Raw genomic sequence first — 24,476 nt, 5'->3', positions numbered from 1 at the left:
GTAATCTGATCTTTATGACTGCAAGCTCAATCCGTAGCGGCGCAATTTATTGCGCGATAAATCGCGCCGCTGCGGATTGTGCATATTTTTTTTATTCGCCGCCTATTGGCGGTTTTCCGGGGATGTCTATGTCACTTGAATTTCGTCAGGTTAGAGAAGACGAGGTGGAAACCTATCAGGCGCTCATGCATGCCGCGTATGCGCCCACGCTGGCACTGGGCATTAAGTTTGATGCCGCCACCGCCGATCGCGCGAAAACCCTGCGCCACCTGCAAAGCCACGGTGTTTATGCCCTTTATGCAGATGAGGTGATGGTCTCGTCCGTTACCGTGCGCTATCCGTGGGGACCGCTGCCCGGCCCCTTTGGCTTGCCACATATCGGCTGGTTCGGTGCGCATCCCGACTATCCCGGCAAGCAGTATGGCCGCCAGGTGCAGGATCGCCTCGAAGAAGACATTCTCTGGGGCAAATTACGCGCCCCCGCCGTTTCGCTTGGCACCGCCACCAGCCATCCGTGGCTGATCGACATGTACCAGAAGCGCGGTTTCCAATTGATGCACACCACCGATCTCGGCAAAGGCCACATTACCCAATATATGAAGAAAGTACTGGATGCCGCCGCCCATGATGCGTGGTTATCACGCCAGGCGGCGCAACAAGGAGTAAACGCATGAGTCAATCACTCGACACCTTAGGCGAACAGCTGATCGCTTTCCGCCACGAACTGCACCGTTTTCCCGAGCTCTCCAATGAAGAGTTTGAAACCACCGCACGTATTCGCCAGCAGTTAGAGTTACACCACATTCGCGTGCTGGATCTGCCGCTCAAAACGGGCTTAGTCGCTGAAATCGGACCGGAAACAGGTCCGCTGATGGTGTTACGCTCTGATATCGACGCGCTGCCGATTGAAGAGCAGTCAGACGTTACGTTCCGCTCTGAACGTCCCGGCGTGATGCACGCCTGCGGCCACGACTTTCACAGTTCGGCAGCGCTGGGCGCGGCGATTCTGTTGAAACAGCAAGAAGAGACACTGCCAGGTCGCGTGCGCATTCTGTTTCAGGCCGCAGAAGAGACCGGCCAGGGCGCGCCCGACGTGATCGCCACTGGCGCGCTGAATGACGCGGTGGCGATCTTCGGTATCCACAACGATCCGTCGCTGCCGCCGGGCGTGATTGGCAGTAAAGCCGGTCCGCTAACTGCGGCGGTCGATCGCTTTGATATCAGCATCACCGGTATGGGTAGCCATGCCGCTAAGCCACATCAGGGCAACGATCCGATTGTGATCGCCGCGCAAATTGTCTCGGCAGCGCAAACGTTAATCAGCCGCAATGCGCCCTCCGGCGACAACGCAGTGGTATCGATTACGCAGATTCACAGCGGCAGCACGTGGAACGTCATTCCAGACAGCGCCTGGCTGGAAGGCACGGTGCGCTCGTTTTCACAGGAGACGCGCGAACGTCTTGAGCAGCGCTTCCGTGAAATCGTGCAAGGCATCGGCGCAGCCTTTGCCGCCGAGGTGAAATTCAACTGGCATGCAGGTCCGCCCTCCGTGGTGAATGATGCGCATTGGGCGGATTTTGCCTTGCAGCAGGCCAGCGCAAGCGGCTTTGAGGCGCGCGTGGTCGAAGCCAGCCCGATTGGCGAGGACTTCGCGTTCTATCAGCAACAGCTGCCGGGTGCGTTCATGATGATCGGCACGGGCGAGCCCTATGCGCTGCACCATCCGGCCTTCCGCATCAATGATGATGTGCTGCTGCCCACGTCGCGCTACCTCGCTAATTTGGCGGTCGCGGCCTTGAAGAGCGTGAGCTGATGAACCTGACCGCCGCGCTGGCTGAGCGCATTGTTCACAGCAAACCGGATGCCGCCGCACGCGACGCGGCGCGCACAGGCGTGCGTGATTTTCTCGCCGTGAGCTGGCCGGTGCTGCAAGGCCAGGTGCCGGACAGCGGTTTACCCGCGCTGCGCAGCGTGTACGGCGACGGCAGTGCGCGATCCAATGCGTTGCTGCTGGGTTATGCCAGTCACGCGCTGGATTACGATGATTTTCATGCGGATTTTCGCGGTCACCCCAGCGTGGTGATCTTGCCCGCGCTGTTTGCCTGGCAGCAACAGCAGCCTTCTGAGCGGGACCATTTCCTTGATGCCTATGCGATTGGCGTGGAAGTCGCCGGACGTTTAGGCCTCGCCGTTAGCCAGCAGCATTACGCATTAGGCAATCACAACACCGCGACACTTGGCACAGTTGCCGCCGCCGCCGCGCTGGCGCGTTTGCTGGCTTTGGATGTGACCGCCACCGCGACGCTGCTCGGCATCGCCACTACCCAGGCCAGCGGTTTGCGTGCGCAGTTTGGTTCGGCAGTGAAGCCGTTGCACGCTGGCTTTGCCGCAGAACGTGCGGTAACCGCGGCACAACTAACGTTGGCTGGTTTTGAGGGTAAACAGGATGGCGTGATTGATGCGTTCATCTCTGCCACCAGCAACGGCCAGGCGCAGCCAGAAAAGCTGGTTGAGAACTGGGCACAACCGTGGCGCATTGTCTCGCCAGGTCTTGAGTTCAAACCGTTCCCCACCTGCGCCGGTACGCACAGCGCCGCGGAAGCCACGCGCATTTTGCGCAATGAATGGCTGGCGAGCGGTAAATCCCTGGCGTCGTTGCTGGAAAGTATTAGCGATATTAGCGTGGCGTTTCCGCCCGGCGGCGATATAGCCGCCTCGGTGCGCGTGCCGACTAATGGCATTGAAGCACGTTTCAGTCTGGAATACGTGATTGCCGCGATGCTGATTTACGGCGATTTACGCTTGCAGGATTTTGCGGAGGGCGAGTTAAATCAAGAAGTGATGCCGCTGGCGGCCAAAGTACGTCGTGCCCCGGATAGTACTGCGCCGCCGGATGCGATTAATCCAGCGCTGCGTTTTCATCTGGTAACGATCACGCTGCGAGATGGCTCACAGTTGCAGCATCGCCGCACACGTCAGCAATCGCTGGCCGATGCGGTCGATGTCGCAGGCAAACTGCGTGCGGCATTGCAGCAGGAATCTCCGCAACGCCAGCAACAGCTGCTCACCAGCAGCGAACTGGTTAATACCACACATTTGATGGCATTAACTCAGCTGCTACATTAAAGCGTTTCGACGGGCTCCAGCGCATCCTGAATGGCATCGGCCAGATTTGCGATCTCATTGGCAACCGCCTGCAAATCCCACGATGCCTTTGATCCGCTGGCAGAGGTTGAGGCGCTCACTGACTCTTTTGCCACTGCTAAGGCTGCAGCGACCGCAACGGTACGCTTATGCTGCTCAACTGTGACGCCAATCGCTGGCTGTGTGAAATAGTCGTTGACCATCGTATCTCTCCCTCAAGTGCTAAAAAAAAATGAATTCAGGAGAGGTATTATGGGGCAATTACAGCAGAGTGCTATCTAAATAGTGAGCCGCCACTGGCGGCTCACGCCATTTTCAGATTTTAGGTTGCTGATCTTCTGGGAATTCAGTATCGCGGGGTAAATCATCATCTTCGTCGGGTAATGGTTCATCATCACCTGGCAGGGGAATTACATCATCATCTGGACGCTCTGACATAGGTACCTCCGTAAACCCGAAATGGGTTAATTAAATTGTAGTAATAAAATAAATTTAAAAGCACCCTTCTCTCCATTATGTGAGTTAAGCGTAAGAATTAATTTAACTATATCACTTAAAGACTCACCTGCCGCTTCACTTATTTAACCAGAACTCACGCTGTGCTTATTTTCTTTTCAGCTCAGTCATTTGCGTTAAGCCAAAGCGTGGTTATAATTTTAATTGGTTTTTCCAAAAAATGTGTCGTTTAGATACGCAGTCTAACGATCGGTAAATGACCGCACATATCGTAGCAGCGAGATGTATCGCGCAATAAATTGCGCCGCTACGAGATGTGCGCAGATAAATATTTATGCGTACCACTTAATTAATAAATTAAATTCTCTCACTTTTTATTTCCTGAATTCTATTCCGGGGGAACACCATGCCGCCATTTTCCAGCTTTTGGCAAGCCGGTTATGAGGGAGCAGATCATATCAATCCCTGCGGGGAACGGCTTTCAATGAATGCGTTGACCGACCATTTATCACAATACCATACCGATTATGCCGCGCTGCAGCAGTTCGGAATGACATCGGCCCGCGAAAGTATTGGCTGGCGACTGGCGGAAATGGAACCGCAAGCCACGCTCGAAAGTTTAAAAAAGCGCATGAATGCCGCGCGCTCATTTGGTGTGCAAATTAACTGGACCTTTTGCCATTACGGCTGGCCGGACGACTTAACCTTATTTTCCAGCGAATTTGTGCCGCGCTTCGCCGCATTTTGTCAGCGCATGGCGCTATTTCTCGCTGAATATTATGAAGACGCACCCATATATTCGCCGATGAATGAAATCTCGTTTATGGCATGGGGAATATCTGTCGGCCTGTTTGGCAATAATGCGCATAACGATCCCGACGAAATTAAACGCCAGCTCATTCGCGCCACGCTGGCGGGCTGCGCCGCCATTCGCTGTGTCGATCCGCGCGCACGCTTTCTGCATTGTGACCCGATTATTCATGTGGTGCCGGATGAAGACAGCGAGGCGTGTCGGCAGCGCACCCGCGAGATCAACGCGTCACAATATCAGGCGTGGGACATGATTGCCGGTCTGCGCGAGCCGGAACTCGGCGGTAAACCACACTATCTCGACGTGGTGGGTGCCAATTATTACCACAGTAACCAGTGGTTTGCCTGGTCTGGTGGTCTGTTGGATTGGCATCTCGGAGATAAGCGCCGCGTGCCGCTGCATCCGTTGCTGACGCAGTTAACCCAGCGCTATCAGCGGCCGATTTTGCTGGCTGAAACCAGCCATGTCGGCAGCGGACGCGCCGCCTGGATTGCTCAGGTCACTGCCGATGTCGCGCAGGCACAGCTTAGCGGCTGTGATATTCGCGGCATCTGCCTTTATCCGATTATCGATCGCCCACTTTGGGAGGATCTCCAGCACTGGCCACGCAGCGGCTTGTGGGATGTTGATCCCCACAAAAAGCGCCAGCTGAACCTGGTTTATGCCGCGTCATTACTGCAATCACAACGCGTATTAGCCCGTTTCCAGGGTCTTATCACCGTGGCCAACCGGCCAGAGGAAAGCGTCATGAAACAATCCGTATTAGTGGTATTCAGTCATCTACGTTGGGGATTTGTTTTTCAACGTCCGCAGCATTTGTTGTCGCGCCTCGCTCAGTTCCACCGCATTGTATTTATTGAAGAGCCGATTTATCAGCCCGGTGAAGCGGCGTTACGCCAATATCAACCAGCACCCAATGTGACGGTGATCGAGCCGCATACCGATGTGGCTGCACCCGGTTTCCATGACAGCCAAATCGCCGTGCTGCAACCGCTGCTGGCCGAACTGCTTGATGACGATGAAACGCCGCTGGTGTGGTTTTACACACCGATGGCGCTGCCGCTACTGGCCTGTTTCACCCCAAGTGCCATTATTTATGACTGTATGGATGAGCTCTCTGCCTTCAACCAGGCTCCACGTCAGTTACAACAACGTGAATCCGCGCTGTTAAGCCGCGCAGACATCGTGTTCACCGGCGGCACCAGCCTGTATGAAGCGAAAAAACATCGCCATCCGCAGGTTTACTGCTGCCCAAGTAGCGTTGATGCCGCACATTTTGAACAGGCGCTAGACCGGACTAACAGCCATCCGCTGCAGGAAAACATGCCGAAACCGCGCCTGGGCTATTACGGTGTGATTGATGAGCGCCTCGATTTAACGCTGATTGCCGCGCTGGCAGATGCACATCCTGACTGGCAGATTGTGATGGTCGGTCCGGTAGTGAAAATTGACGTCGCCAGCTTGCCGCAGCGCAGCAATCTGCACTGGTTTGGTCAGCAGCCTTACGCCGCCTTGCCGCATTTTCTCGCCGGTTGGGACGTGTGCCTGATGCCCTTCGCGTTGAATCCATCTACGCGCTTTATTAGCCCAACCAAAGTGCTGGAATACATGGCGGCGCAGCTGCCGATCGTTAGCACGGCAATTGCCGATGTAACACGTCATTATGCCGAGGTGGTGAGCATCGCCGATTCACAGCAGGATTTTATTCAGGCCTGCGAAGCGGCGCTCAACATGCCGGTAGAAACCCGTTATCAATTGGCGAAAAACATGGCAGCACGCGTCGCCGAGACTTCATGGGATCGCACCGCTGAAGAGATGCAAGCGCACATCGTGGCGCTGATGAAACACCCGATTTCCCCTGCCGAAATGGCCGCCGCCGCCCCGCCAGCGCTGGCGCATAACACCATTGAGTGCCTGATCCTGGGTGCTGGCCCCACCGGATTGAGTGCCGGATATCATTACGGTGCAGGTGCAGTGGTGCTGGAGAAGAATGCCAGCGTGGGCGGCTGGTGCCGTTCTGTCGAGGATCAGGGATTCACTTTCGATCACGCCGGCCACATCATGTTTTCTAACGATCCTTACGTGTTGCGCCTGTACGACATTCTGCTGGGCGACAATCAGCACTGGCAAACGCGTGAAGCCTGGGTTTACAGCCATGATGTTTACACCCGCTATCCGTTCCAGTCGGCGCTGCATGGTTTGCCTGCCGAGGTGATTGGCGAATGCGTGTTGGGTGCGATTGAAGCGCGCTATGAGTCGGCTCCTGTGCTGCAAGCCGTCGCCACAGAAGCGCGGCATGACTGCTGCGCTGATGGTGCCATCCCGGATGGTGAAAGCCTGGCCTGTCAGCCGGAGAATGAAGATTTCGAAAGCTTTATTTTCCGCACCTGGGGTAAAGGCATCGCCCGACATTTTGCCCTGCCCTATAACCAAAAACTGTGGAAAACGCCGCTGGCAAATATGGAAACCTCATGGCTCGGCGGACGCGTACCCTTGCCAGATTTAGAGCAAATCATTTCTGGCGCACTGGCACCGCTGGATAAACCTGTCGGCCCCAATGCACGCTTTGGTTATCCGCTGCGCGGCGGTTTTCAGGCGTTGATGGAAGGATTCCTGCCACATCTGGCTTGCTCGCTGGAGATGGAGGCGAGCGTCAATGAGATTCAGCCGCTGCAACGACGCGTACTGTTGAGTGATGGCCGACAATTCCACTATGACCAAATGATCAGCACCTTGCCGCTGCCGGAACTGGTGCGATTGATGGGCAACTTTGCGCCGGAAGCGGTACAAAAAGCGGCAAAACAGTTGCGGCATATCTCGGTACGCTGCGTCAATCTGGGCATTGGCCGCGCGGCCATCAGCGATAAGCACTGGATTTACTATCCTGGTAACACGCTGTTCCACCGCATCTTTTTACAAGGTAACGCCAGTCCACACTGTAATCCTGCAGGCGGTTTTGGCCTGACCTGCGAAATGACCTATCGCGATGATCAACCGCTGCCCTGTGAAGGCGACGCGTTGATTGAACGCTGTATCGCGGATTGTATTCGCGTGGGCATTATTAATGCCGATGATGCGATCGTTACCGCCAGCGAAGTGGATATGCCGTATGCCTACGTGGTGTACGACCATCAGCGCAGCGCCAATGTTGCGCTGATTCGTAGCTGGCTGGCGACGCAAGGTATACATCTTTCAGGACGTTACAGTGAGTGGGAATATTACAACTCAGATCACGCGTTTCTTGCCGGGAAACGTGCCGCGGAAACGGTCAAGGATTTGACGCATAACCAGAAAACCACCGCGTAATTAACGGTGCGCATCCCTGCGCACCCGACAAAAATTTCGCCAACTGACTGTATGGTCGCCATTGATGGCGACCGATTTACGTTGTCCCGCCGGACATCATGAACACTGTGGCGGCGTAAATGCCTGCACCGGCGTCAGTTCGCCGCGGTATTTGCGCACCTGCACCACCGTGATTTGCCCGCTGCAGCCTTGTGCGAGTGATGAGGTGCCGATATCCAGCGTCAACACATTCGGATTGCCGTGACGGCACAGCGGACGTAGCGCAGTGGGATCAACCGGATCATACCAGGCGCCGGTCGGCAACTGCACCACGCCACGCATAATGGTTTCGGTCAGACGCGCACTGGCCAGCACATGACCGCGCGCGTTGTAGAGTTCGATAATGTCGCCATCGTGAATGCCTAATGACGCCGCATCAGCCGGATGCAAACTGCACACTTCGCGCCCATCCCGTTTGCCGCTCTGGCTGTAATCTCCGAAATCGAGCTGGCTGTGCAAACGCGTCGCTGGCTGATTGGCGATCAGCCAAAATGGATGATCGGGATTCGGTTTCTGCTGCGGTTCACGCCATACCGGATGACCCGGACAATTTTCGTAGTTAAAGCTGGCGATAGTGGCGGAGAAGATTTCGATTTTACCGCTTGGCGTTGGCAACGGCGAGGTATCTGGATCGGCGCGGAAGGCGTTAATCATACGGCCGCCATCCTTCAGCTGCGGCAACGCCAGCACGCCTTCTTGCCAGAATTTATCAAACTCTGGAATCTCAACCTGATGCGCCGCCAGCTTTTGCTGCAGCTGGGCATAATGATGTTGCAACCAGCCGCGCGTATCACGTCCTTCAGTGAACGCCTCTTCGTGACCTAAACGCCGCGCCAGCTCGGTGAAAATCGCGTAATCATCTTTGGCTTCGCCGAACGGTTCTGCCACCGGCTGCATGGCAAACAGGTGACGATCGGTTGGCGCGCCGCCAATGTCTTCACGTTCCAGCGTCATGGTGGCGGGCAAGACGATATCCGCATGACGCGCGCTGGCGGTCCAGGCAATTTCATGCACGATCAGCGTATCCAGCTGGCAGAATGCCTGCCGCAGGCGCGCCAAATCCTGATGATGATGGAACGGATTGCCGCCCGCCCAATATGCCAGACGGATATGCGGATAGGTTAACCGGCGACCATTGTAATCAAATGGCTTGCCGGGATTGAGCAGCATATCGGCGATACGCGCCACCGGAATCAGGCGATCGATGCCGTTTTTGCCCTGTGGCAGCGCCGGGAAACTCACCAGATTGTGATGTTTGCCGTAATGGCCGAGCGCGCCAAGTGCATAGGTATAACCGCCGCCCGGCAAGCCCGGTTGCCCAAGCGCCGCCGCCAGCACCAACCCTAGCCACACCGGCTGTTCACCGTGTTCGGCGCGCTGCAGGGCATGTGCTACCGTCACCAGCACGCGCTTGCCGTGCAGCTGGCGGGCAAAATCGTTAATAAACTCGGCGCTTACGCCGCAAATTGCTGCTGCCCACACTGCATCGCGCGGTGTGCCATCCTCTTCGCCACGAATGTAGGCCGCCATTTCTGGCCAACCCACGGTATAGCGCGCGAGGAAGGCTTCATCAGTCAAATGCTCGGCGATCAACACTGATAACACGCCAAGCATAAAGGCCGCGTCGGTGCCCGGTCGCAGCGCCAGCCATTCGCCCTGCGCTTCTTCAGGCAGATCGCTTTTCAACGGACTGACCGAAATAAAGCGCGTGCCGCGCTGCGCTGCCTGCTGCATAAAGCCGCGCTCGGTGTGTTCGCTTAAACCGCCGCTGGCGACCTGCGAGTTTTTCAGCGCCAAACCGCCAAATGCCAGCACGATTTCGCTGTGTTGGGCGATCTCTTCCCAGCTAACGCCGCGACGGGCAATTTCATTCATGTCGCCGACAATATGCGGCAACAGCACTGAAGCGGAGCCGGAACTGTAGCTATTGACCGAACGCACGTAGCCGCCGAGCGTGGTGTTGAGAAAACGATGCACCTGACTTTGCGCGTGGTGGAAACGTCCCGCGCTCGACCATCCGTAAGAGCCGCCGAAGATGCCTTCCGGACCATACTTGTCGCCGACGCGTTGCAGCTCACGCGTCACTAATGCGTAAGCTTCATCCCAGCTCACCGCCACGTACTCGTCGTTACCGCGACGATCGTCTGGGCCAGGCCCATTCTCCAGCCAGCCACGACGCACCATCGGACGGGAAACGCGCGCCGGATGGTTTAATGCGGTGCGGAAGTTTTGCAGTAGCGGACTCGGATCGGGATCGCCCTTGAACGGTTCAATGGTGAGCCGATCACCCTGTTGCTGGGCATGAAAAGCGCCCCAATGGGCGCTGTGCATTACCGGTTTTTGCGTCATCACTGTTCCTGGCATTCATTGAAATCCAATCACTGCAGATAGGGTAGCGGCGCAATTTATTGCGCAATGCCGCAGCGACGAATGAAATTAAAAACAGCGCGATAAATCGCGCCGCTACGGTATGTGCATGCTGCAAGGGCTGAGGAAATTAAAGCACCGTTGCAATAAAGTTTCTTACGCGCCCGTTTTCCGGGTCGTCGAGGACTTGCTGGGTGGGCCCCGCCGCCACGATTTTGCCGCTTTCCATAAACACGATGTTGTCGGCAACCTCGCGGGCAAAACCAATCTCATGCGTGACCACCACCATGGTGATGCCGGAGTGCGCCAGCTGTTTAATCACCTGCAGCACTTCGCCCACCAGTTCAGGATCGAGCGCAGAGGTGGGTTCATCAAACAGCATCACGCCGGGATCCATTGCCAGCGCGCGGGCAATCGCCACACGCTGCTGCTGACCACCGGAGAGATTCTGCGGCCACTCTTCTTCGCGGCCTGACAAACCCACTTGCTTCAACAGCGACAGCGCTTTACTGGTCGCTTGCTGACGGCTCTGCTTCTTCACCCGCATCGGTGCATCCACGATATTTTGCAATACGGTACGGTGCGGGAACAGGTTGAACTGCTGAAACACCATGCCGATTTCGGCACGCTGACGCGCAACCTCACCGCTGCTTAACTCGTGCAGCGCCTGGCCTTTTTGCTTGTAGCCAATGATCTCGCCACCAATGCGAATGGTGCCGCCATCCAGTTTTTCCAGATGATTAATGCAGCGCAACAGCGTCGATTTTCCCGACCCGGACGGCCCAAGGATTACCGTGACTGACCCGGCGGGAATATCCAGATTCACTTCGTCAAGAATAGTGACGCCAGAGAAGCGCTTGGTGACTTTACGTAATGCGATGGCTTCACCCATTGCTGACGCTCCTTTCTGCTTTCGCCGCTGAGAAGCCCGGCAGCGATTTAAACAGGCTGCGTTTTTCCCGGCGTGTGACGCCACGACCAAAATAGCGTTCCACATAGAACTGACCCACTGACAGCACCGAGGTCATCAGCAGATACCACAAGGTTGCCACCAGCAGCAGCGGAATCACTTCATAGGTACGCTGGTAAATAATCTGCGCCGAGAACAGCACGTCCTGCAGCGAGATCACTGAGACCACCGCCGTGGTTTTCAACTGACCAATGATTTCGTTTCCAGCGGGCGGCATGATGGCGCGCATCGCCTGCGGCAGCACGGTGTGACGGAAAATCTGCGATGGACGATAGCCAAGCGCACGCGCGGCTTCCAGCTGGCCGTTGCCGACGCTTTGGATACCGGCACGCACAATTTCAGCAGCATAAGCAGATTGGTGCATCACCAGCGCGATCACCGCCGCACTGAATGGGCTCACCAGCGCGTTAGATTGCGTGCTCCAGAGTTCGCCGAGACCCGGGATAGACAGGGCGATGGTTGGATAGAGCGCCGCGATGTTGTACCACAGGAACAGCTGTACCAGCATCGGCACACCACGGAAGAACCAGGTGTAAAACCAGCTTACGCCCACCAGCACCGGATTGGAGGAGAGGCGCATCAGCGCCAGCACCGTACCGAAGGCAAAACCCAGCACCACAGAGATCGCGGTGAGCTGCAGCGTCATTACTACGCCTTGCAGGATCGATTCGCCGGTAAAGTTCTCCGCAATCACGCTCCATTCGAAGCGTGGGTTGTTAATCATCGAGTTCGCCATCGCCACCACGCACAACAGCACCACCAGCGCACTCAGCCAGCGTCCGTAATAACGTTTGCCGACGATTTTCAAATCGCCGGTGTGGTCGTGAATATCACTCATTGAAAGATTTCCTGATTGCGTTTGGCTTGTTTAACAGCGCCAAAGCCGATGCCCCAGGTATCAAGGATCTTGTTGTAGCTGCCGTCTTTGATCAATGAGTTGAGCGCGGCCTGTACGGCTGGCTCCAGCGCAGAGTCTTTCGGGAAAGCGACAGAAACTGGCGCGTCGTGAACGGTGATTTCGCCGCTCATGGTTAACGGTTTGATCACTTTAACCTGCCACAGCAGGCCTTCATACGGGCCGAGGAACATGGGCACGCGACCGCTTACCACCGCCTGCACGCCAGCAGGGCGATCCGGGAACACCGACACTTTGATCGGTTTTTTACCTGCGGCTTCACAGGCTTTGCTGGCGTCTTCAAGGCGCGTGACCTGCGTGGTGCCAGAACCGGCCCCCACTTCTTTACCGCAGACATCCGCAAGATCTTTGAATGGCGCAATATTGGCATCTTTACGCGAGATAATGCCAAGGCGGCTGGCATCGTAGTAACCGACGAAGTCGATGATTTTGGCACGCGTCGGCGTGGCGTTGATGTTGGAAAGCGCCACATCATAACGACCGGTTTTCAGGCCTGGAATAATGTTGTCGAAACCGCCGGTATCGCGCCATTGAACCTGGATTCCCAGACGCTCACCTACGGCATTCATGATATCGATTTCACGACCCGCCAGCGTTTTATTGTCTTCTTTATAGAAGGTGGTTGGCGGCGTGTTGGGGTTGGTTCCGGCGACAATGTAGCCACGCTTTACCACATCCGCAGGCAGCAGGCTTTTCAGCGCAGGATCGGCCTGCACATGGATTGAGCTGTCAGTTGGCACGGATTCATCGGCGGCAAACGCGGTGTGGGCACTCAGAGCGAGCGCAATAAAAGTGATGCCTTTGGCGAGTTTCACTGGAACCTTTCTCCTGATTTATAAAATGTTTCCCCATCGGGAAAAGGCGTTGAGGTAGCGATGTTTTTTTCTCCAGACTCACCGCGCATCACGGCGCACAGTGGTTGGCATTTTCATCCTCATTACGTCCCTGCGTCATTCTCTGTGAAGATATACAGCGATCACAAATGCAAAAAATACATATCTATTGCCGAAAAATGGGAATAGAGAGACGAACGCCTTAAATCAGGCATTTCAGCACCGGTGTGCGTAAAGAAAAGCGCGCGGATTTCAGATTTTACTAGCGAATCAATAACCTGCTTTTGCTGCTCGCCATGAATAAACGCTTCTTAGTCATAACAGATTCATCTAACCGATTAGGACTACCCCGCTTCAATTGACGTCGCCTCTGTGTGTAAAGGTTTGTCATGCCAGATATACAATGAGAAACGTTATCATTATCATGCGCATTTACTTACAATTGTTAACCTAACAGGGAGAAAAATTAAGTGAATGTAACCATGCGTGGCAAAAAGCGTCCGATTGCGCTTGTTTTAGCGGGAATGCTAACGTCGCCTGCCTTTGCCGTTGAAACAACCGAAAAGCTGGCTGACGATGAGTCGATGATTGTTACTGCCGAGCAGGAGCTCAAACAGCAACCGGGCGTATCCACGATTACGGCTGAAGACATCAAGAAAAATCCCCCTGTTAACGATCTCTCCGACATCATCCGCAAAATGCCCGGCGTTAACCTCACCGGTAACGGTGCCAGCGGCAGCCGCGGTAACAACCGTCAAATCGATATCCGCGGCATGGGCCCGGAAAATACTTTAGTGATGATCGATGGCGTGCCGGTTTCCTCGCGTAACGCGGTGCGCTACAGCTGGCGCGGCGAACGTGATTCTCGCGGCGATACCAATTGGGTGCCGGCTGAAATGGTTGAGCGTATTGAAGTAATTCGTGGCCCGGCTGCGGCACGCTACGGTTCTGGCGCGGCGGGCGGCGTGGTGAATATCATTACCAAGCGCCCTACTAACGATTGGCATGGCTCGCTATCGCTGTATACCAGCCAGCCCGAAAATGACAAAGAAGGCGATACCCGACGCGCTAACTTCAATCTCAGCGGCCCGCTGGCCGGTGATGCGTTGACGATGCGTCTCTACGGCAATATCAACCGCACCGATGCCGATGCGTTTGATATCAACACCGCCGAAAATGGTTCTTATGCCGCGGGCCGTGAAGGCGTGCGCAATAAAGATATCAACACCGTGCTTTCGTGGAAAATCACGCCGTTGCAAATCATCGACTTCTCTTACGGCTACAGCCGCCAGGGCAACATTTACGCCGGCGATACGCAAAACAGTAACAGCAACGCCAGCACCGACGGTTTAGTGGAATCGCTGTACGGCGATGAGACAAACCGCATGTATCGCCAAAGCTACGGCATCGCGCACAACGGTATCTGGGATTGGGGGAACCTCAAAGTTCAATGTTAACTACGAGAAAACCAACAATACGCGTCTGCAAGAAGGCACGGCCGGTCGTACCGAAGGCATGATCAATAGCGATACTTATGCCACCAGCCGTCTGGAAAGCTATCGCGCGGGCGGAGAGATCAACTTCCCGCTACAGCTGCTGGTTGATCAAACCGTGACGCTGGGCGCGGAGTGGAATCGCGATGAGCTGAACGACCCAGCATCGATGCTTTCGGCCAGCGCGATCGGGGTGAATTTGCCGGACAGTTCAGGCGATCCGTCGCAGCGCAGCAGTAAAAACAGCGCCACCCTCAGTTCGCTGTTCTTCGAAGACAACATTGCCGCCACCGATAGCACCGAAGTGATTCCGGGCCTGCGCTTTGATTATCACGACCAATTCGGCGCGAACTGGAGCCCAAGCCTCAACGTTTCGCAAGGTCTGGGCGATTACTTCACGTTGAAAGCCGGTATTGCGCGCGTGTTTAAAGCCCCTAACCTTTATCAATCCACACCGGGTTATCTGCTCTCCACGCGTGGCAACGGTTGCCCGATTGGCCTCAGCCAATGTTATCTGCTGGGTAATCAGGATCTTGATGCGGAAACCAGCGTCAACAAAGAGATTGGGCTGGAATTCAGTGACCAAGGCTACGTCGCGGGCATAACCTGGTTCCGCAATGACTATAAGAACAAAATTGTCTCGGGCACCGAGCCGGTTTATTCCAGCAGCCGCCCGGTTTACAACGTGCTGCGCTGGGAAAACGGTGGCAAAGCGGTTGTTGAAGGACTGGAAGGTAATCTGACCATTCCTTTAATTGCCGACACGCTGGAATGGCGCTCTAACGCCACCTATATGTTCCGCTCCGAGAGCAAGAAAACCGGCAATCCGCTGTCAGTGATCCCGGAATTCACTATCAACTCGCAGCTAGAGTGGCAGGCGACGCAGGATCTCAGCGCTAACATCAACTGGACGCAGTATGGGCGCCAGAAACCGCGTCAGAATGTCGAGACCAATATCGATGCGTCCAGCATGACGACGCAGGAGATTAGTCCCTATTCGGTGTTTGGTTTGAACGCCAATTACGACATCACTAAAAACCTGCGCGCCAATGCCGGTATCAACAACCTGTTTGATAAACGCATTTACCGCGAAAACTCGGGCGCTTCAACCTATAACGAACCAGGCCGCGCCTATTATGCTGGCTTGACGATGTCGTTTTAATTGAGCCGCTTCCTGGCTTAACTAAAAAACTCGCGTAACGCATCTGCTAGCGCCTGCGGTTGCTCATCTGGGATGAAGTGACCGCAGTGCGCGATTTTAATTCCCGTGACATCCGCCGCGTATGCACGCAACGGCATCGCCATATCGGGAATCGAACCTTGATCGGCGCTGATCGCTAATAAAGGCAAGGCGAGTTTGCCGCGTTGATGAAGTAACTCACGGTTTTGCCCTGCGGATACCGCCACGTCACGATATGCAGCCATGCCTGCGCGTATCGCGCCCTTCTGCTGTAACAAACGGGTGTATTCCGCCATATCTTCATAGCCGAACACCATCGGGCTGGCCGCTTTCCGTTTCAGGAACCATTCGAGATAGATCGCTTCGCGCCCTTCAATCAACGCCTCCGGTAAATCGGGCAAGAGATGGAACGCGAAGTGCCAGGTTTTCCACGCTTTATCCGGCGTAGCCGGCAGCGACTCCGGCAAGGTGACGCCGGGAATGCCAGCATCCAGTAACGCCAGCTTTTTTACCTGGTGGCTAAACAGCGTGGCATACGGCCAGGCAACCCACGCACCGACGTCGTGCGCCGCGAGATAATAGCTATCGAGGTCCAGTTGCTGCATCAAACCCTGCACTTTTTGCGCCAGCGAGGTGGTGTCGTAGCCGCTGAGCGGTTTATCTGAGTCGCCCTGGCCGGGTAAGTCTGGCGCGATAATAAAATAGCGATCGCCCAGGCGCGCCATTACCTGTCGCCAGGCAAACCAGCTTTGTGGGAATCCCGCCAGCAGCAGCAAGGTTTCCCCGTTTACGTTACCGCCACTGACATAATGCAAACGTACGCCATCCACCGTGGCGTAATGATGGGAAAATCCGTCTAATTCGCTAAAGGGCTGCGTCCAGCCCGGCGCATGCTTCAAAACTGATGCTGACATTTTTGCTCTCCAGATATTTAGGAAACGATCGATACCTAAATACTACATGACGATCGCCACATTGGGGAATTTAAAACCTGATTGCGTGAAGGGTGAGACGGTCGCAATGAATGGCGCCCCTACGTCGCAGGTTATTTGCTAACATAAGCGCGAATTTTTCTTAACCATTGTGAAACTTATGCGAACATCGGATCTGTTGCGACTGCTGCTTTTAGCCGCGATTTGGGGTGCCAGTTTTCTGTTTATGCGCATTGCCGTGCCGGCGCTGGGCGCGGTGAACACGGCATTTTTACGCGTGTTGTGCGGCATGTTGGGCTTATTGCTTATCATGGCGATAATGCGCATTCCTCGCCGCTTTGATGGCAAGTTAAGCTGGGCGATGTTGTTAGGCGTGATCAACTCCGCCATTCCGTTCCTGATGTATTGCCTTGCGGCGCGTGTGTTGCCTGCGGGCTATTCCGCTATTCTCAACGCCACTGCACCCTTAATGGGCGTGATAATCGGCGCGGCCTTTTTTGACGATAAGCTGACCGTTAACAAAGTGCTCGGCATGATCGCTGGATTTAGCGGCATCATCGTGATTAGCACCACCGGCGAAGCGCATTTAAGCACAACCTTGGTGATGGGGATTTTGGCCTGCCTGGTGGCAACAACCTGTTACGGCTTTGCCGGTTTTCTAGCGAAACGCTGGATTAGTACTCGCGGTGGCTTGGACGCCACTAAAGTCGCATTTGGCAGCCAGCTCGGCGCAACTCTCTTTTTGCTGCCCTTTTTTGCCTTCAGCGCGCCGCAAACGCCGGTCGCCAGTTGGCAGATCCCGGCAGTATGGGCCTCGATTCTGGCAATTGGGTTTATCTGTACCGCACTCGCCTACATTCTGTACTTCCGTCTGCTGGCCGATATCGGCCCGCTGCGCACGCTGACTGTCACCTTTATGATTCCGCCATTCGGAATTTTATGGGGCTGGTTAGTGCTGGACGAGCAAATTAATCAGGGCTTTATCGGCGGTTCGCTGCTGATTGTCTGTGCGGTTTGGCTGGTGACCAGCAAGGGTTTCGGCAAACGCGCCGCGGTCAACAGCCGCGCCAAATAGCGTTACTTCTTACCCGATGGCTTCAGCGATCGATTGAGATCCTGAATACGCTTCATGGTTTTCACCGTGCGCGATGAGGTCGCCGAAGCCACCGACAAAATCAGCATCTCCAGACACACCAACACCGTGCCGTGCAGCGGCATACGCCCCTTCTCGCCGCCGCGCGGCACGTTGATAATTACATCCGCCTCTTTAGCGAAAGCTGAATCCATGGCGTTGGTGAGCAATATCACCGGCATGCCGAGACGTTTCGCCTCTTTCAGTGCGGTGATGCCTTCACGATGCGCCGATTTCTGCGCCATCATAATCAGCACATCCCCACGTTGCAGCGTGATCAGCTGTTCCGCCAGCGCAATGCCTGAGCGGTTGAGCGTCACCGCCGGAATGCCAATGCGCGTGAATAACCGCGCGCTGTATTCTGCCAGAATCCCCGATGCATTAATGCCAAACAGCGCCACCTGGCGGGCGTCAATCAGGTGCGACACCGCTTTAGCGACAGCTTCGCGATTGTGCGCTTCGGATAACGCATCGCAGGCACGTTTATGCCCACTCAGCACAAAATCGATGCCCGAATTGATATCGCACGACAGTTCGTTGACGGTGGCGCTCATCTTCTCTTCGGAGTTCATCGCCGGACCAAACCAGGCGTTCAGCGTGGTTTTTAAATCACGTAAACCGGCAAAACCGAGAGCCTGCACCGCGCGAACCACGGTGGCATCCGATGTGTTAGTGGCATCGGCTATTTCCAGCGCCGTGGCATCCAAGATCACCTCGCGGTTGTCGTGTATGTAACGCGCCACCGCTTGCAGACGGGATGATAATGTCGGCGCACGTGACCGATAGCGTTCCCCCAATACATCCACACGACTTTTAATGCTATTTCGACTCATCTGCTGATTGCTCAATTAATAGTGAGGATGACGGGATGGGTTTATGGGTTATTTGTAGTAAATTCTTCACATTATTCACCTGATATGCAAATAAATGCATGATTTATAATAAATATAATTGTAGTGATTGTGTAATTATTTCCATTTACTACTACATTACAACATGATTGAATGATTCTCAATTGCATTGCACCAGGTTAATGTCCCATGAATAACAACAAACCGTTCGCTTTTAAATCTCAGCGCCATCCAGCCATCCTTGCTGCGATTTACGGCGTGAGCATCTGGGGTTCCACCAGCAGTTTTGCAGCTGAGGAAAGCAACACCCTCACTGTCTCGGCGCAGGAAGATAGCGCGCAAGGTTACAACGTCACGAATAGTTCGGTTGGCAGTAAAACCTCTACGCCGCGCATCAATCAGGCGCAATCAGTTAGCGTGGTAACGCAGCAGCAGCTTGAAGATTATCAGGCATCAAGCCTCGCCGATGCGATGCGCTTTGTCAGCGGTGTAACGGAAGGCAACACGTTGGCAGGCACCGAAGATGGCTTTGTGCGCCGCGGGTTTGGGAGTAACTCGGATGGTTCAATCTATCGTGACGGCGTCCGCAGCAGCCAGGGTTTGAATTTCGATGCCACCACCGAGCGCGTGGAAGTGTTAAAAGGTTCTGCATCCCTGCTGTATGGCATCCAGAATCCGGGTGGCGTGATCAATGTAGTAAGCAAAAAGCCGCAGTATGAATGGCACACTAAAGTCAGCGGCAGAACCTCAAGTGAAGGCGGCGGCGCGGGCACCGTCGATGTCACGGGACCGCTCGGCAACGGCTTTGCCTTCCGCCTGATTGCGGAAAAACAGAATCAGGATTACTGGCGCAATTTTGGCAGTGAGAAACATACATTGATTGCGCCCTCGCTGCAGTGGTTTGGGGAGCAAGCCAGTTTCCTGATTAGCTACGCAGATTATCAGTACGACATTCCTTACGACCGCGGTACTGCATTTATCAACGGTAAGCCGATTGATATCGGTTACAAAGATCGTTTGGATGACAAAGCCAATCATGCGTGGGGCCATAATAAAACCCTCAACGCGCATTATGAGTGGCAATTTAATGACGACTGGAGCACGCGTGTCACGCTCGGCTGGAACCAGCGCCAATACGATAACAATGAAGTGCGCGTGACCGCAGTGAATCCCACCACCGGCGTGGTGACGCGCCGTGCCGATGCCAATCGCGGCTTCAACCATAAAACCAAATACGTATCGTGGGACTTAATCGGCTCACAGCAAATGTTGGGTATGACGCATGATCTGGTGCTGGGCAGCGATTATGAGATGATCCAAACGTATCGCGCGCATCAATATCAAGGCAAAGCCAATACCGGATTTAACTTCACCGATCCGCAGTACGATATTCTGTCGCCGATCGCCAACAGCAGCACCGAAAACAGCGCCAATGCCAATAATCTCAACCGCACACATAGCCGTTCAATCTATGCCAAAGACAGCATCAGCCTGACGGAAAACTGGATTGCAGTGTTAGGCGGGCGTTATCAGCATTACGAACAGCGCGCCTCGAAAGGCTTCGATCCAGTGGTGCAAACGCTGGACAGCGAAGGCAACAAATTCCTGCCGCAGGCCGGTTTGATCTACAAAGTGACGCCGGACGTTGCGCTCTACACCAGCGTGAGTAAATCCTTCACGCCATCGACCGATGTTGATGATGATGGCAACGTCGGTAAACCGGAACAGGGCACCACATGGGAAGTGGGTAGCAAATGGCAGATTTCACCGAAGCTGTTTGCCAGCGTGGCGCTATATCGCATCGACGAGCGCGATATGTCGCTGAGCATCAACGGCACCACGCGCGCCATCAATAAAGCCCGTTCCAGCGGCGCAGAATTTGAGTTAAATGGCGAAGTGCTGCCGGGTTGGGATCTCAGTGCCAACTACAGTTACGATAAAGCAGAGATCGTTGATGATGGCGTAAACGCTGATAACAATGGTCATCGTCTGCAGAATGCGCCCCGCCACTCAGGCGCGCTCTATCTGAGCCATAATCTGGCCATCTCCGGCATGCCGGGCGACTTCCGCGTAGGCGGTGGCGCACGCTATGTGGGCACGCGTGCGGGCGATCCAGAAAACAGTTTTACCCTGCCTGATTACGTGGTCGCGGATAGCTTTATCGCCTGGAACAATCAGCTGTTGGGTGAGAAAACACAATTGAAACTCAATCTGAATAACCTGTTCAACAAACACTATTACACCTCCAGCGGCGGCAATTTGCGCGTGCGTGAAGGAGAAACCCGCAACCTGATGCTCGAGGCCAGCGTTGAATTCTGATGCGAAATTGACGGCAGGCGCACCACGTGCGCCTGTCCTGCTCAGCCCGTTACGGGCGCTACTGACCTGTTTTTTGCTGATGTTGAGCAGCGCGGCGTGGGCAAAAACGGTCACCGATATCGACGGCAATCGCGTTGAAATCCCCGATCATCCGCAACGTATCGTGCTGGGCGAAAGCCGCATGTTGTATACGCTGGCGCTGCTGGAGCCGGGCGATCCGTTTCAGCATATTGTGGCCTGGCCGCAGGACCTGAAAAAATACGACAGCCAAACCTGGAACAGCTTTGCACGCCAGTTTCCTCAGATGCTGAAAATCCCGTCGCTCGGTTCTGGCGGTCCGAACGCCATCAACCCTGAACAGATTCTGGCGTTGCAACCTGACGTGGTAATTTTGCCCAGTCTGGCACGCTATGATGATGCCGACTTGCGATTAGTTACCATGCTGAAAGCAGCGCATATTCCGGTGGTAAAGATCGATCTGCGCGTGCATCTGCTCAAAAATACGCGCCGTAGCGTAGAGATTTTTGGTGAGGTTCTGAACCAGCAAGCGCGAGCGCAGGCGTTTAATCGGTTCTACGACCAGCATATGCAGGTGATTCGTGAACGCTTAGCCCGCTATCAGGGTGCCAAACCTTCGGTGCTGCTACAACTGCATCTTGGGCGACGTAACGAGTGCTGCGTGACGGCGATCAACGGCAGCCTTGGCGAGTTACTTAATGCGGCGGGCGGTGACAATATTGCCAGTAAAACTCAGCACGGCGTGTTTGGTCGCCTCAGTGAAGAAAGCGTGATTGCTGCCCAGCCGGAGTATTACTTCGCTACCGGCTTTGGCGATAACGCCTCTCAGGGCTTACTCAAATTGGGGCCAGAAGTGGCACACGAAACCGTGCTCAGCAGTTTCAAACAACTGACTGCGCAGCAAAACGGTTTGCGGGAATTAGCGGCCGTGAAAAATGGCCACTCGGCGGTGATCTGGATGAACTTCTATCTTAGCCCGTGGCATATTGCCGCCACCGAATTTATGGCGAAAATGCTTTACCCGCAACTGTTTACCGACATTGAACCGGAAAATACGCTGCAGCAGATTTTTCACGATTTCTTACCGATTCCTTACAGCGGAACTTATTTCACACCCATTCCGCCAGTGAACAATAAATAATCATTAGCGCTCCGCTTGTGATTAACTGGAACCTCGCTAATCTTAAATTTGCAGCACGGGCACGGCGTCGAAGAAGTTATTTCCGTCGTGCAACAACAACTCACGAGAGGATGTTTTATGGCTGAGCATAGAGGCGGTTCCGGTAATTTTGCTGACGATAAAAAGAAAGCGTCAGATGCCGGTAAAAAAGGTGGAGAAAAAAGCGGCGGTAGCTTCAAAGACGACCCCGCTAAAGCGTCAGAAGCAGGAAAGAAAGGCGGTAAGAAGTAGTCACCTACGCTGTAAATAGCACCACGTATCTTGGAAATCCGCCAGGGCATGGACGCCCTAAGAATTATCTCATCCCCGCATTTACATTTTGAAAAAGATTCGTTAATTACCTCACGTAACAGCTGACATTTTTAAACATCTCCTTTTCCGTTTCGTCTTAATAAATCTAATTGCTCACTTTCTAACGTGACAAATATCACATTTATGCCAGGCTTATTTTATTCACCTCATGCGACAAGGAGATATATATGACTACGCAAACCACCAATAAAACCCTAATTACTGAAACGTATCCGGTTCCGCCATTTAAAAAGCAGACGCAACCGATGCCGGGTTTGGCGAGCAAAATGGATCCACGTCCCGATCATGGTGAAACCAGTTATCGTGGTACCGGCAGATTGACCGGTCGTAAAGCCCTGATCACCGGCGGTGATTCCGGGATTGGCCGCGCCGTAGCGATTGCCTATGCTCGTGAAGGGGCTGATGTGGCGATTAACTTCCTGCCGGAAGAAGAAGCTGATGCGGCAGAAGTAGTGAAACTGATTGAAGCGGAAGGCCGCAAAGCGGTGGCGATTCCGGGTGACATTCGTTCAGAAGAGTTTTGCCAGCAGCTGGTCGATCAGGCCGCTGATCAGCTAGGGGGATTGGATATTCTGGTGAATAACGCCGGACGTCAGCAGTTCAATGAATCAATCCTCACTTTATCCACTGAAGACTTTGACGCCACCTTCAAGACTAACGTCTATGCAATGTTCTGGATTACCAAAGCGGCGTTGAAATATTTGCCAGCCGGATCGTCCATCATCAACACCTCGTCTGTGCAGGCTTACCAGCCAAGCGCCATTCTGCTGGATTATGCGCAAACCAAAGCGTCGATTGTGGCATTCACTAAAGCGCTGGCGAAACAGTTGGGTGAAAAGCAGATTCGCGTCAATGCGGTTGCGCCCGGCCCATACTGGACTGCGCTTCAGGTGAGCGGTGGGCAGCCGCAAGAGAAAGTGGAGAAGTTTGGTGAATCCGCTCCGCTGGGCCGTCCGGGACAACCGGCGGAAATTGCCCCGCTCTACGTTACGTTCGCGGATGTGAAAAACAGCTTCACTTCCGGTCAGGTTTGGTGCTCTGACGGCGGTACCGGTACGCTGTAACCCGCTGCTATGATAGAAGGTCGCCATAAATGGCGACCTACGTTGATAGCGCTGATTTTTGTAGGGTGCGCATTCATGCGCACCCTTATTTATGTGTCATTTATTGCTTATGTGAGCGCCAGCAATCGCTCAGGAAACACCTCACGCAACCACGCGATAAACACCTGCAAGCGCTGCGTCAGATGACGATTTTGTGGATACACCACATGAAACGGATAATTTGCCGGACGCCATTCCGCCAAAATCTCCACTAACCTCCCCGCCTGCAAATCCCCCGCCGCCGCGTAGCGGAAGGTTTGAATGATGCCCAATCCCGCCACCGCCGCCGCCAGATGCGCATTACTTTCATTGACGCCAATCCGATGCTCGGTTTTGATTTCCAGCGTCTGCTCACCGTTGGCAAAGCGAAACGGAAATGCCCGGCTGCTTTGAGGCGAGAGATAACTCACCAGCCGATGGCCGTTTTTCAACTCTTGCGGATAGGCCGGCACGCCATAGGTTTTCAAATAGCCCGGCGCGGCGCAGGTGATCATCTCTGCATCACCTAAATGCCGCGCGACCAGTGAGGAATCACTGAGCGGACCGCCGCGAATTACGCAATCGACGTTACCGCTAATCAGGTCCACCGCTCGATCGGACACGCCTAGGTCAAGCTGAATGTCAGGGTAGCGACGGATGAAATCGGGCAGCGCGGGAATCAACACGTCACGCGCCGTTGAGCCACCAATATCAATGCGCAGATAGCCGCCTGGTCGGGTGCTTTCCGCATTGAACGAGTGATCGATATCTTCCAAATCACGTACGATGCGCAGCGCTTTTTCGTAATAATCGCGCCCTGCTGGCGTTACCGTGACGCGCCGCGTGGTGCGTTGCAGCAAGCGAATACCGAGATGCGCTTCCAGTTCCTGCACCAGTTTGCTCAGCGTCGCGTTGGGCATGTCGAGCGAATCCGCCGCCCGCGTAAAGTTGCCTGCTTCGACCACGCGCGCAAATGCCTTTATCGCCATTAACTGATCCATGCTGTTTTCCGCTGCATTTGATTATCCACACACAGAAATAGTCATTTCGATTTTACACCATTTATCAGCAAACGCCGTGAAGATAGATTGCTTATCAGCCACTGCAGCGCAGTGAACGAAACCTCATCACACAC

The 24,476-nt window shown here is 54.5% G+C and carries 18 protein-coding genes and 1 pseudogene; 10 read left to right on the top strand and 9 right to left on the bottom strand.

Translation table 11 applies throughout. The features are described 5' to 3' along the window. Nucleotides 1-128 precede the first annotated feature (128 nt). Genes AC6I8K_RS19885 through AC6I8K_RS19875 form a run of 3 tightly spaced genes read left to right on the top strand, consistent with a single transcriptional unit; the run spans nucleotide 129 to nucleotide 3,126 of the window. The gene (locus AC6I8K_RS19885; protein WP_064740178.1) at nucleotides 129-674 is read left to right on the top strand and encodes a GNAT family N-acetyltransferase; all 546 of its coding nucleotides are present in this window, start codon (nucleotides 129-131) and stop codon (nucleotides 672-674) included. Beyond that, a complete protein-coding gene (locus AC6I8K_RS19880; RefSeq protein WP_497827384.1) occupies nucleotides 671-1,813 on the top strand; it encodes an amidohydrolase in 1,143 nt (380 codons plus the stop codon). The genes AC6I8K_RS19885 and AC6I8K_RS19880 overlap by 4 nt, the downstream gene beginning before the upstream one ends. After that, the gene (locus AC6I8K_RS19875) at nucleotides 1,813-3,126 is read left to right on the top strand and encodes an MmgE/PrpD family protein (protein WP_497827383.1); all 1,314 of its coding nucleotides are present in this window, start codon (nucleotides 1,813-1,815) and stop codon (nucleotides 3,124-3,126) included. The genes AC6I8K_RS19880 and AC6I8K_RS19875 overlap by 1 nt, the downstream gene beginning before the upstream one ends. Here the strand turns inward: AC6I8K_RS19875 and AC6I8K_RS19870 are convergent. Both AC6I8K_RS19870 and AC6I8K_RS19865 read right to left on the bottom strand, forming a co-directional pair. Further along, nucleotides 3,123-3,347 carry a hypothetical protein gene (locus tag AC6I8K_RS19870; protein ID WP_008103158.1) on the bottom strand — a complete coding sequence of 75 codons (225 nt, stop codon included), beginning with the start codon at nucleotides 3,345-3,347 and terminating at the stop codon, nucleotides 3,123-3,125. The genes AC6I8K_RS19875 and AC6I8K_RS19870 overlap by 4 nt on opposite strands. Before the next feature lie 112 nt (nucleotides 3,348-3,459). Next, entirely contained in the window at nucleotides 3,460-3,582 is a 123-nt protein-coding gene (locus AC6I8K_RS19865) for a hypothetical protein (RefSeq protein ID WP_255438391.1), read from the bottom strand. A gap of 424 nt (nucleotides 3,583-4,006) precedes the next feature. Here AC6I8K_RS19865 and AC6I8K_RS19860 point away from each other — a divergent pair, with 424 nt between their 5' ends. After that, entirely contained in the window at nucleotides 4,007-7,717 is a 3,711-nt protein-coding gene (locus AC6I8K_RS19860; RefSeq protein ID WP_497827382.1) for an FAD-dependent oxidoreductase, read from the top strand. A 96-nt stretch (nucleotides 7,718-7,813) separates the two neighbouring features. Here AC6I8K_RS19860 and AC6I8K_RS19855 read toward each other — a convergent pair whose 3' ends face one another. The 4 genes from AC6I8K_RS19855 to AC6I8K_RS19840 all read right to left on the bottom strand — a co-directional run bounded on the left by AC6I8K_RS19855 (nucleotide 7,814) and on the right by AC6I8K_RS19840 (nucleotide 12,824). Then, nucleotides 7,814-10,105, bottom strand: a complete 2,292-nt coding sequence (locus tag AC6I8K_RS19855) for a molybdopterin-dependent oxidoreductase (RefSeq protein ID WP_497827381.1) — start codon at nucleotides 10,103-10,105, stop codon at nucleotides 7,814-7,816. 148 nt (nucleotides 10,106-10,253) lie between these two features. Continuing rightward, on the bottom strand, nucleotides 10,254-11,015 hold the full coding sequence (locus tag AC6I8K_RS19850; RefSeq protein WP_061719602.1) for an amino acid ABC transporter ATP-binding protein: 762 nt from the start codon (nucleotides 11,013-11,015) through the stop codon (nucleotides 10,254-10,256). Next, nucleotides 11,008-11,931 (bottom strand): amino acid ABC transporter permease, encoded by a 924-nt coding sequence (locus AC6I8K_RS19845; protein WP_483818004.1) that lies wholly within the window; start codon nucleotides 11,929-11,931, stop codon nucleotides 11,008-11,010. Before AC6I8K_RS19845 ends, AC6I8K_RS19850 begins: the two co-directional genes overlap by 8 nt. Then, nucleotides 11,928-12,824, bottom strand: a complete 897-nt coding sequence (locus AC6I8K_RS19840) for an ABC transporter substrate-binding protein (protein ID WP_483818005.1) — start codon at nucleotides 12,822-12,824, stop codon at nucleotides 11,928-11,930. Before AC6I8K_RS19840 ends, AC6I8K_RS19845 begins: the two co-directional genes overlap by 4 nt. 500 nt (nucleotides 12,825-13,324) lie before the next feature. On the opposite strand from AC6I8K_RS19840, the pseudogene AC6I8K_RS19835 reads away from it, so the two are divergent. Further along, a pseudogene (locus tag AC6I8K_RS19835) lies at nucleotides 13,325-15,497 on the top strand (TonB-dependent siderophore receptor). Between the two features lie 17 nt (nucleotides 15,498-15,514). On the opposite strand, the gene AC6I8K_RS19830 reads toward AC6I8K_RS19835, so the two are convergent. Then, entirely contained in the window at nucleotides 15,515-16,429 is a 915-nt protein-coding gene (locus AC6I8K_RS19830) for an alpha/beta fold hydrolase (RefSeq protein ID WP_497827380.1), read from the bottom strand. A 178-nt stretch (nucleotides 16,430-16,607) separates the two neighbouring features. Here AC6I8K_RS19830 and AC6I8K_RS19825 point away from each other — a divergent pair, with 178 nt between their 5' ends. Continuing rightward, nucleotides 16,608-17,522 (top strand): DMT family transporter, encoded by a 915-nt coding sequence (locus AC6I8K_RS19825; RefSeq protein ID WP_497827379.1) that lies wholly within the window; start codon nucleotides 16,608-16,610, stop codon nucleotides 17,520-17,522. A gap of 2 nt (nucleotides 17,523-17,524) precedes the next feature. On the opposite strand, the gene AC6I8K_RS19820 is transcribed toward AC6I8K_RS19825, so the two are convergent. Further along, nucleotides 17,525-18,412, bottom strand: a complete 888-nt coding sequence (locus tag AC6I8K_RS19820; RefSeq protein WP_497827378.1) for a MurR/RpiR family transcriptional regulator — start codon at nucleotides 18,410-18,412, stop codon at nucleotides 17,525-17,527. A gap of 207 nt (nucleotides 18,413-18,619) precedes the next feature. Here AC6I8K_RS19820 and AC6I8K_RS19815 point away from each other — a divergent pair, with 207 nt between their 5' ends. From AC6I8K_RS19815 to AC6I8K_RS19800, 4 genes are all read left to right on the top strand, one after another. Beyond that, nucleotides 18,620-20,749 (top strand): TonB-dependent siderophore receptor, encoded by a 2,130-nt coding sequence (locus tag AC6I8K_RS19815; RefSeq protein WP_497827377.1) that lies wholly within the window; start codon nucleotides 18,620-18,622, stop codon nucleotides 20,747-20,749. Nucleotides 20,750-20,828: 79 nt separating this feature from the next. Continuing rightward, nucleotides 20,829-21,908 carry an ABC transporter substrate-binding protein gene (locus AC6I8K_RS19810; protein WP_497827662.1) on the top strand — a complete coding sequence of 360 codons (1,080 nt, stop codon included), beginning with the start codon at nucleotides 20,829-20,831 and terminating at the stop codon, nucleotides 21,906-21,908. Between the two features lie 117 nt (nucleotides 21,909-22,025). Further along, on the top strand, nucleotides 22,026-22,178 hold the full coding sequence (locus AC6I8K_RS19805) for a KGG domain-containing protein (RefSeq protein ID WP_008110189.1): 153 nt from the start codon (nucleotides 22,026-22,028) through the stop codon (nucleotides 22,176-22,178). A 248-nt stretch (nucleotides 22,179-22,426) separates the two neighbouring features. Continuing rightward, nucleotides 22,427-23,323, top strand: a complete 897-nt coding sequence (locus AC6I8K_RS19800) for an SDR family oxidoreductase (RefSeq protein WP_483818011.1) — start codon at nucleotides 22,427-22,429, stop codon at nucleotides 23,321-23,323. A 107-nt stretch (nucleotides 23,324-23,430) separates the two neighbouring features. Here AC6I8K_RS19800 and AC6I8K_RS19795 read toward each other — a convergent pair whose 3' ends face one another. Next, nucleotides 23,431-24,342, bottom strand: a complete 912-nt coding sequence (locus tag AC6I8K_RS19795) for a LysR family transcriptional regulator (RefSeq protein WP_497827376.1) — start codon at nucleotides 24,340-24,342, stop codon at nucleotides 23,431-23,433. Between the last annotated feature and the right edge of the window lie 134 nt (nucleotides 24,343-24,476).

The organism is Pantoea sp. X-Soil-ISGK-421 (assembly GCF_059730785.1).
The sequence above is the reverse complement of the archived record's forward strand: the minus strand, read 5'-3'. Positions and strand labels throughout refer to the sequence as shown.

Excerpts from the sequence above, each read along its gene's own strand:
- AC6I8K_RS19885 (WP_064740178.1), top strand. The coding sequence starts at position 129 with ATGTCACTTGAATTTCGTCAGGTTAGAGAAGACGAGGTGGAAACCTAT.
- AC6I8K_RS19880 (WP_497827384.1), top strand. The coding sequence starts at position 671 with ATGAGTCAATCACTCGACACCTTAGGCGAACAGCTGATCGCTTTCCGC.
- AC6I8K_RS19875 (WP_497827383.1), top strand. The coding sequence starts at position 1,813 with ATGAACCTGACCGCCGCGCTGGCTGAGCGCATTGTTCACAGCAAACCG.
- AC6I8K_RS19870 (WP_008103158.1), bottom strand. The coding sequence starts at position 3,347 with ATGGTCAACGACTATTTCACACAGCCAGCGATTGGCGTCACAGTTGAG.
- AC6I8K_RS19865 (WP_255438391.1), bottom strand. The coding sequence starts at position 3,582 with ATGTCAGAGCGTCCAGATGATGATGTAATTCCCCTGCCAGGTGATGAT.
- AC6I8K_RS19860 (WP_497827382.1), top strand. The coding sequence starts at position 4,007 with ATGCCGCCATTTTCCAGCTTTTGGCAAGCCGGTTATGAGGGAGCAGAT.
- AC6I8K_RS19855 (WP_497827381.1), bottom strand. The coding sequence starts at position 10,105 with ATGACGCAAAAACCGGTAATGCACAGCGCCCATTGGGGCGCTTTTCAT.
- AC6I8K_RS19850 (WP_061719602.1), bottom strand. The coding sequence starts at position 11,015 with ATGGGTGAAGCCATCGCATTACGTAAAGTCACCAAGCGCTTCTCTGGC.
- AC6I8K_RS19845 (WP_483818004.1), bottom strand. The coding sequence starts at position 11,931 with ATGAGTGATATTCACGACCACACCGGCGATTTGAAAATCGTCGGCAAA.
- AC6I8K_RS19830 (WP_497827380.1), bottom strand. The coding sequence starts at position 16,429 with ATGTCAGCATCAGTTTTGAAGCATGCGCCGGGCTGGACGCAGCCCTTT.
- AC6I8K_RS19825 (WP_497827379.1), top strand. The coding sequence starts at position 16,608 with ATGCGAACATCGGATCTGTTGCGACTGCTGCTTTTAGCCGCGATTTGG.
- AC6I8K_RS19820 (WP_497827378.1), bottom strand. The coding sequence starts at position 18,412 with ATGAGTCGAAATAGCATTAAAAGTCGTGTGGATGTATTGGGGGAACGC.
- AC6I8K_RS19815 (WP_497827377.1), top strand. The coding sequence starts at position 18,620 with ATGAATAACAACAAACCGTTCGCTTTTAAATCTCAGCGCCATCCAGCC.
- AC6I8K_RS19810 (WP_497827662.1), top strand. The coding sequence starts at position 20,829 with ATGTTGAGCAGCGCGGCGTGGGCAAAAACGGTCACCGATATCGACGGC.
- AC6I8K_RS19805 (WP_008110189.1), top strand. The coding sequence starts at position 22,026 with ATGGCTGAGCATAGAGGCGGTTCCGGTAATTTTGCTGACGATAAAAAG.
- AC6I8K_RS19800 (WP_483818011.1), top strand. The coding sequence starts at position 22,427 with ATGACTACGCAAACCACCAATAAAACCCTAATTACTGAAACGTATCCG.
- AC6I8K_RS19795 (WP_497827376.1), bottom strand. The coding sequence starts at position 24,342 with ATGGATCAGTTAATGGCGATAAAGGCATTTGCGCGCGTGGTCGAAGCA.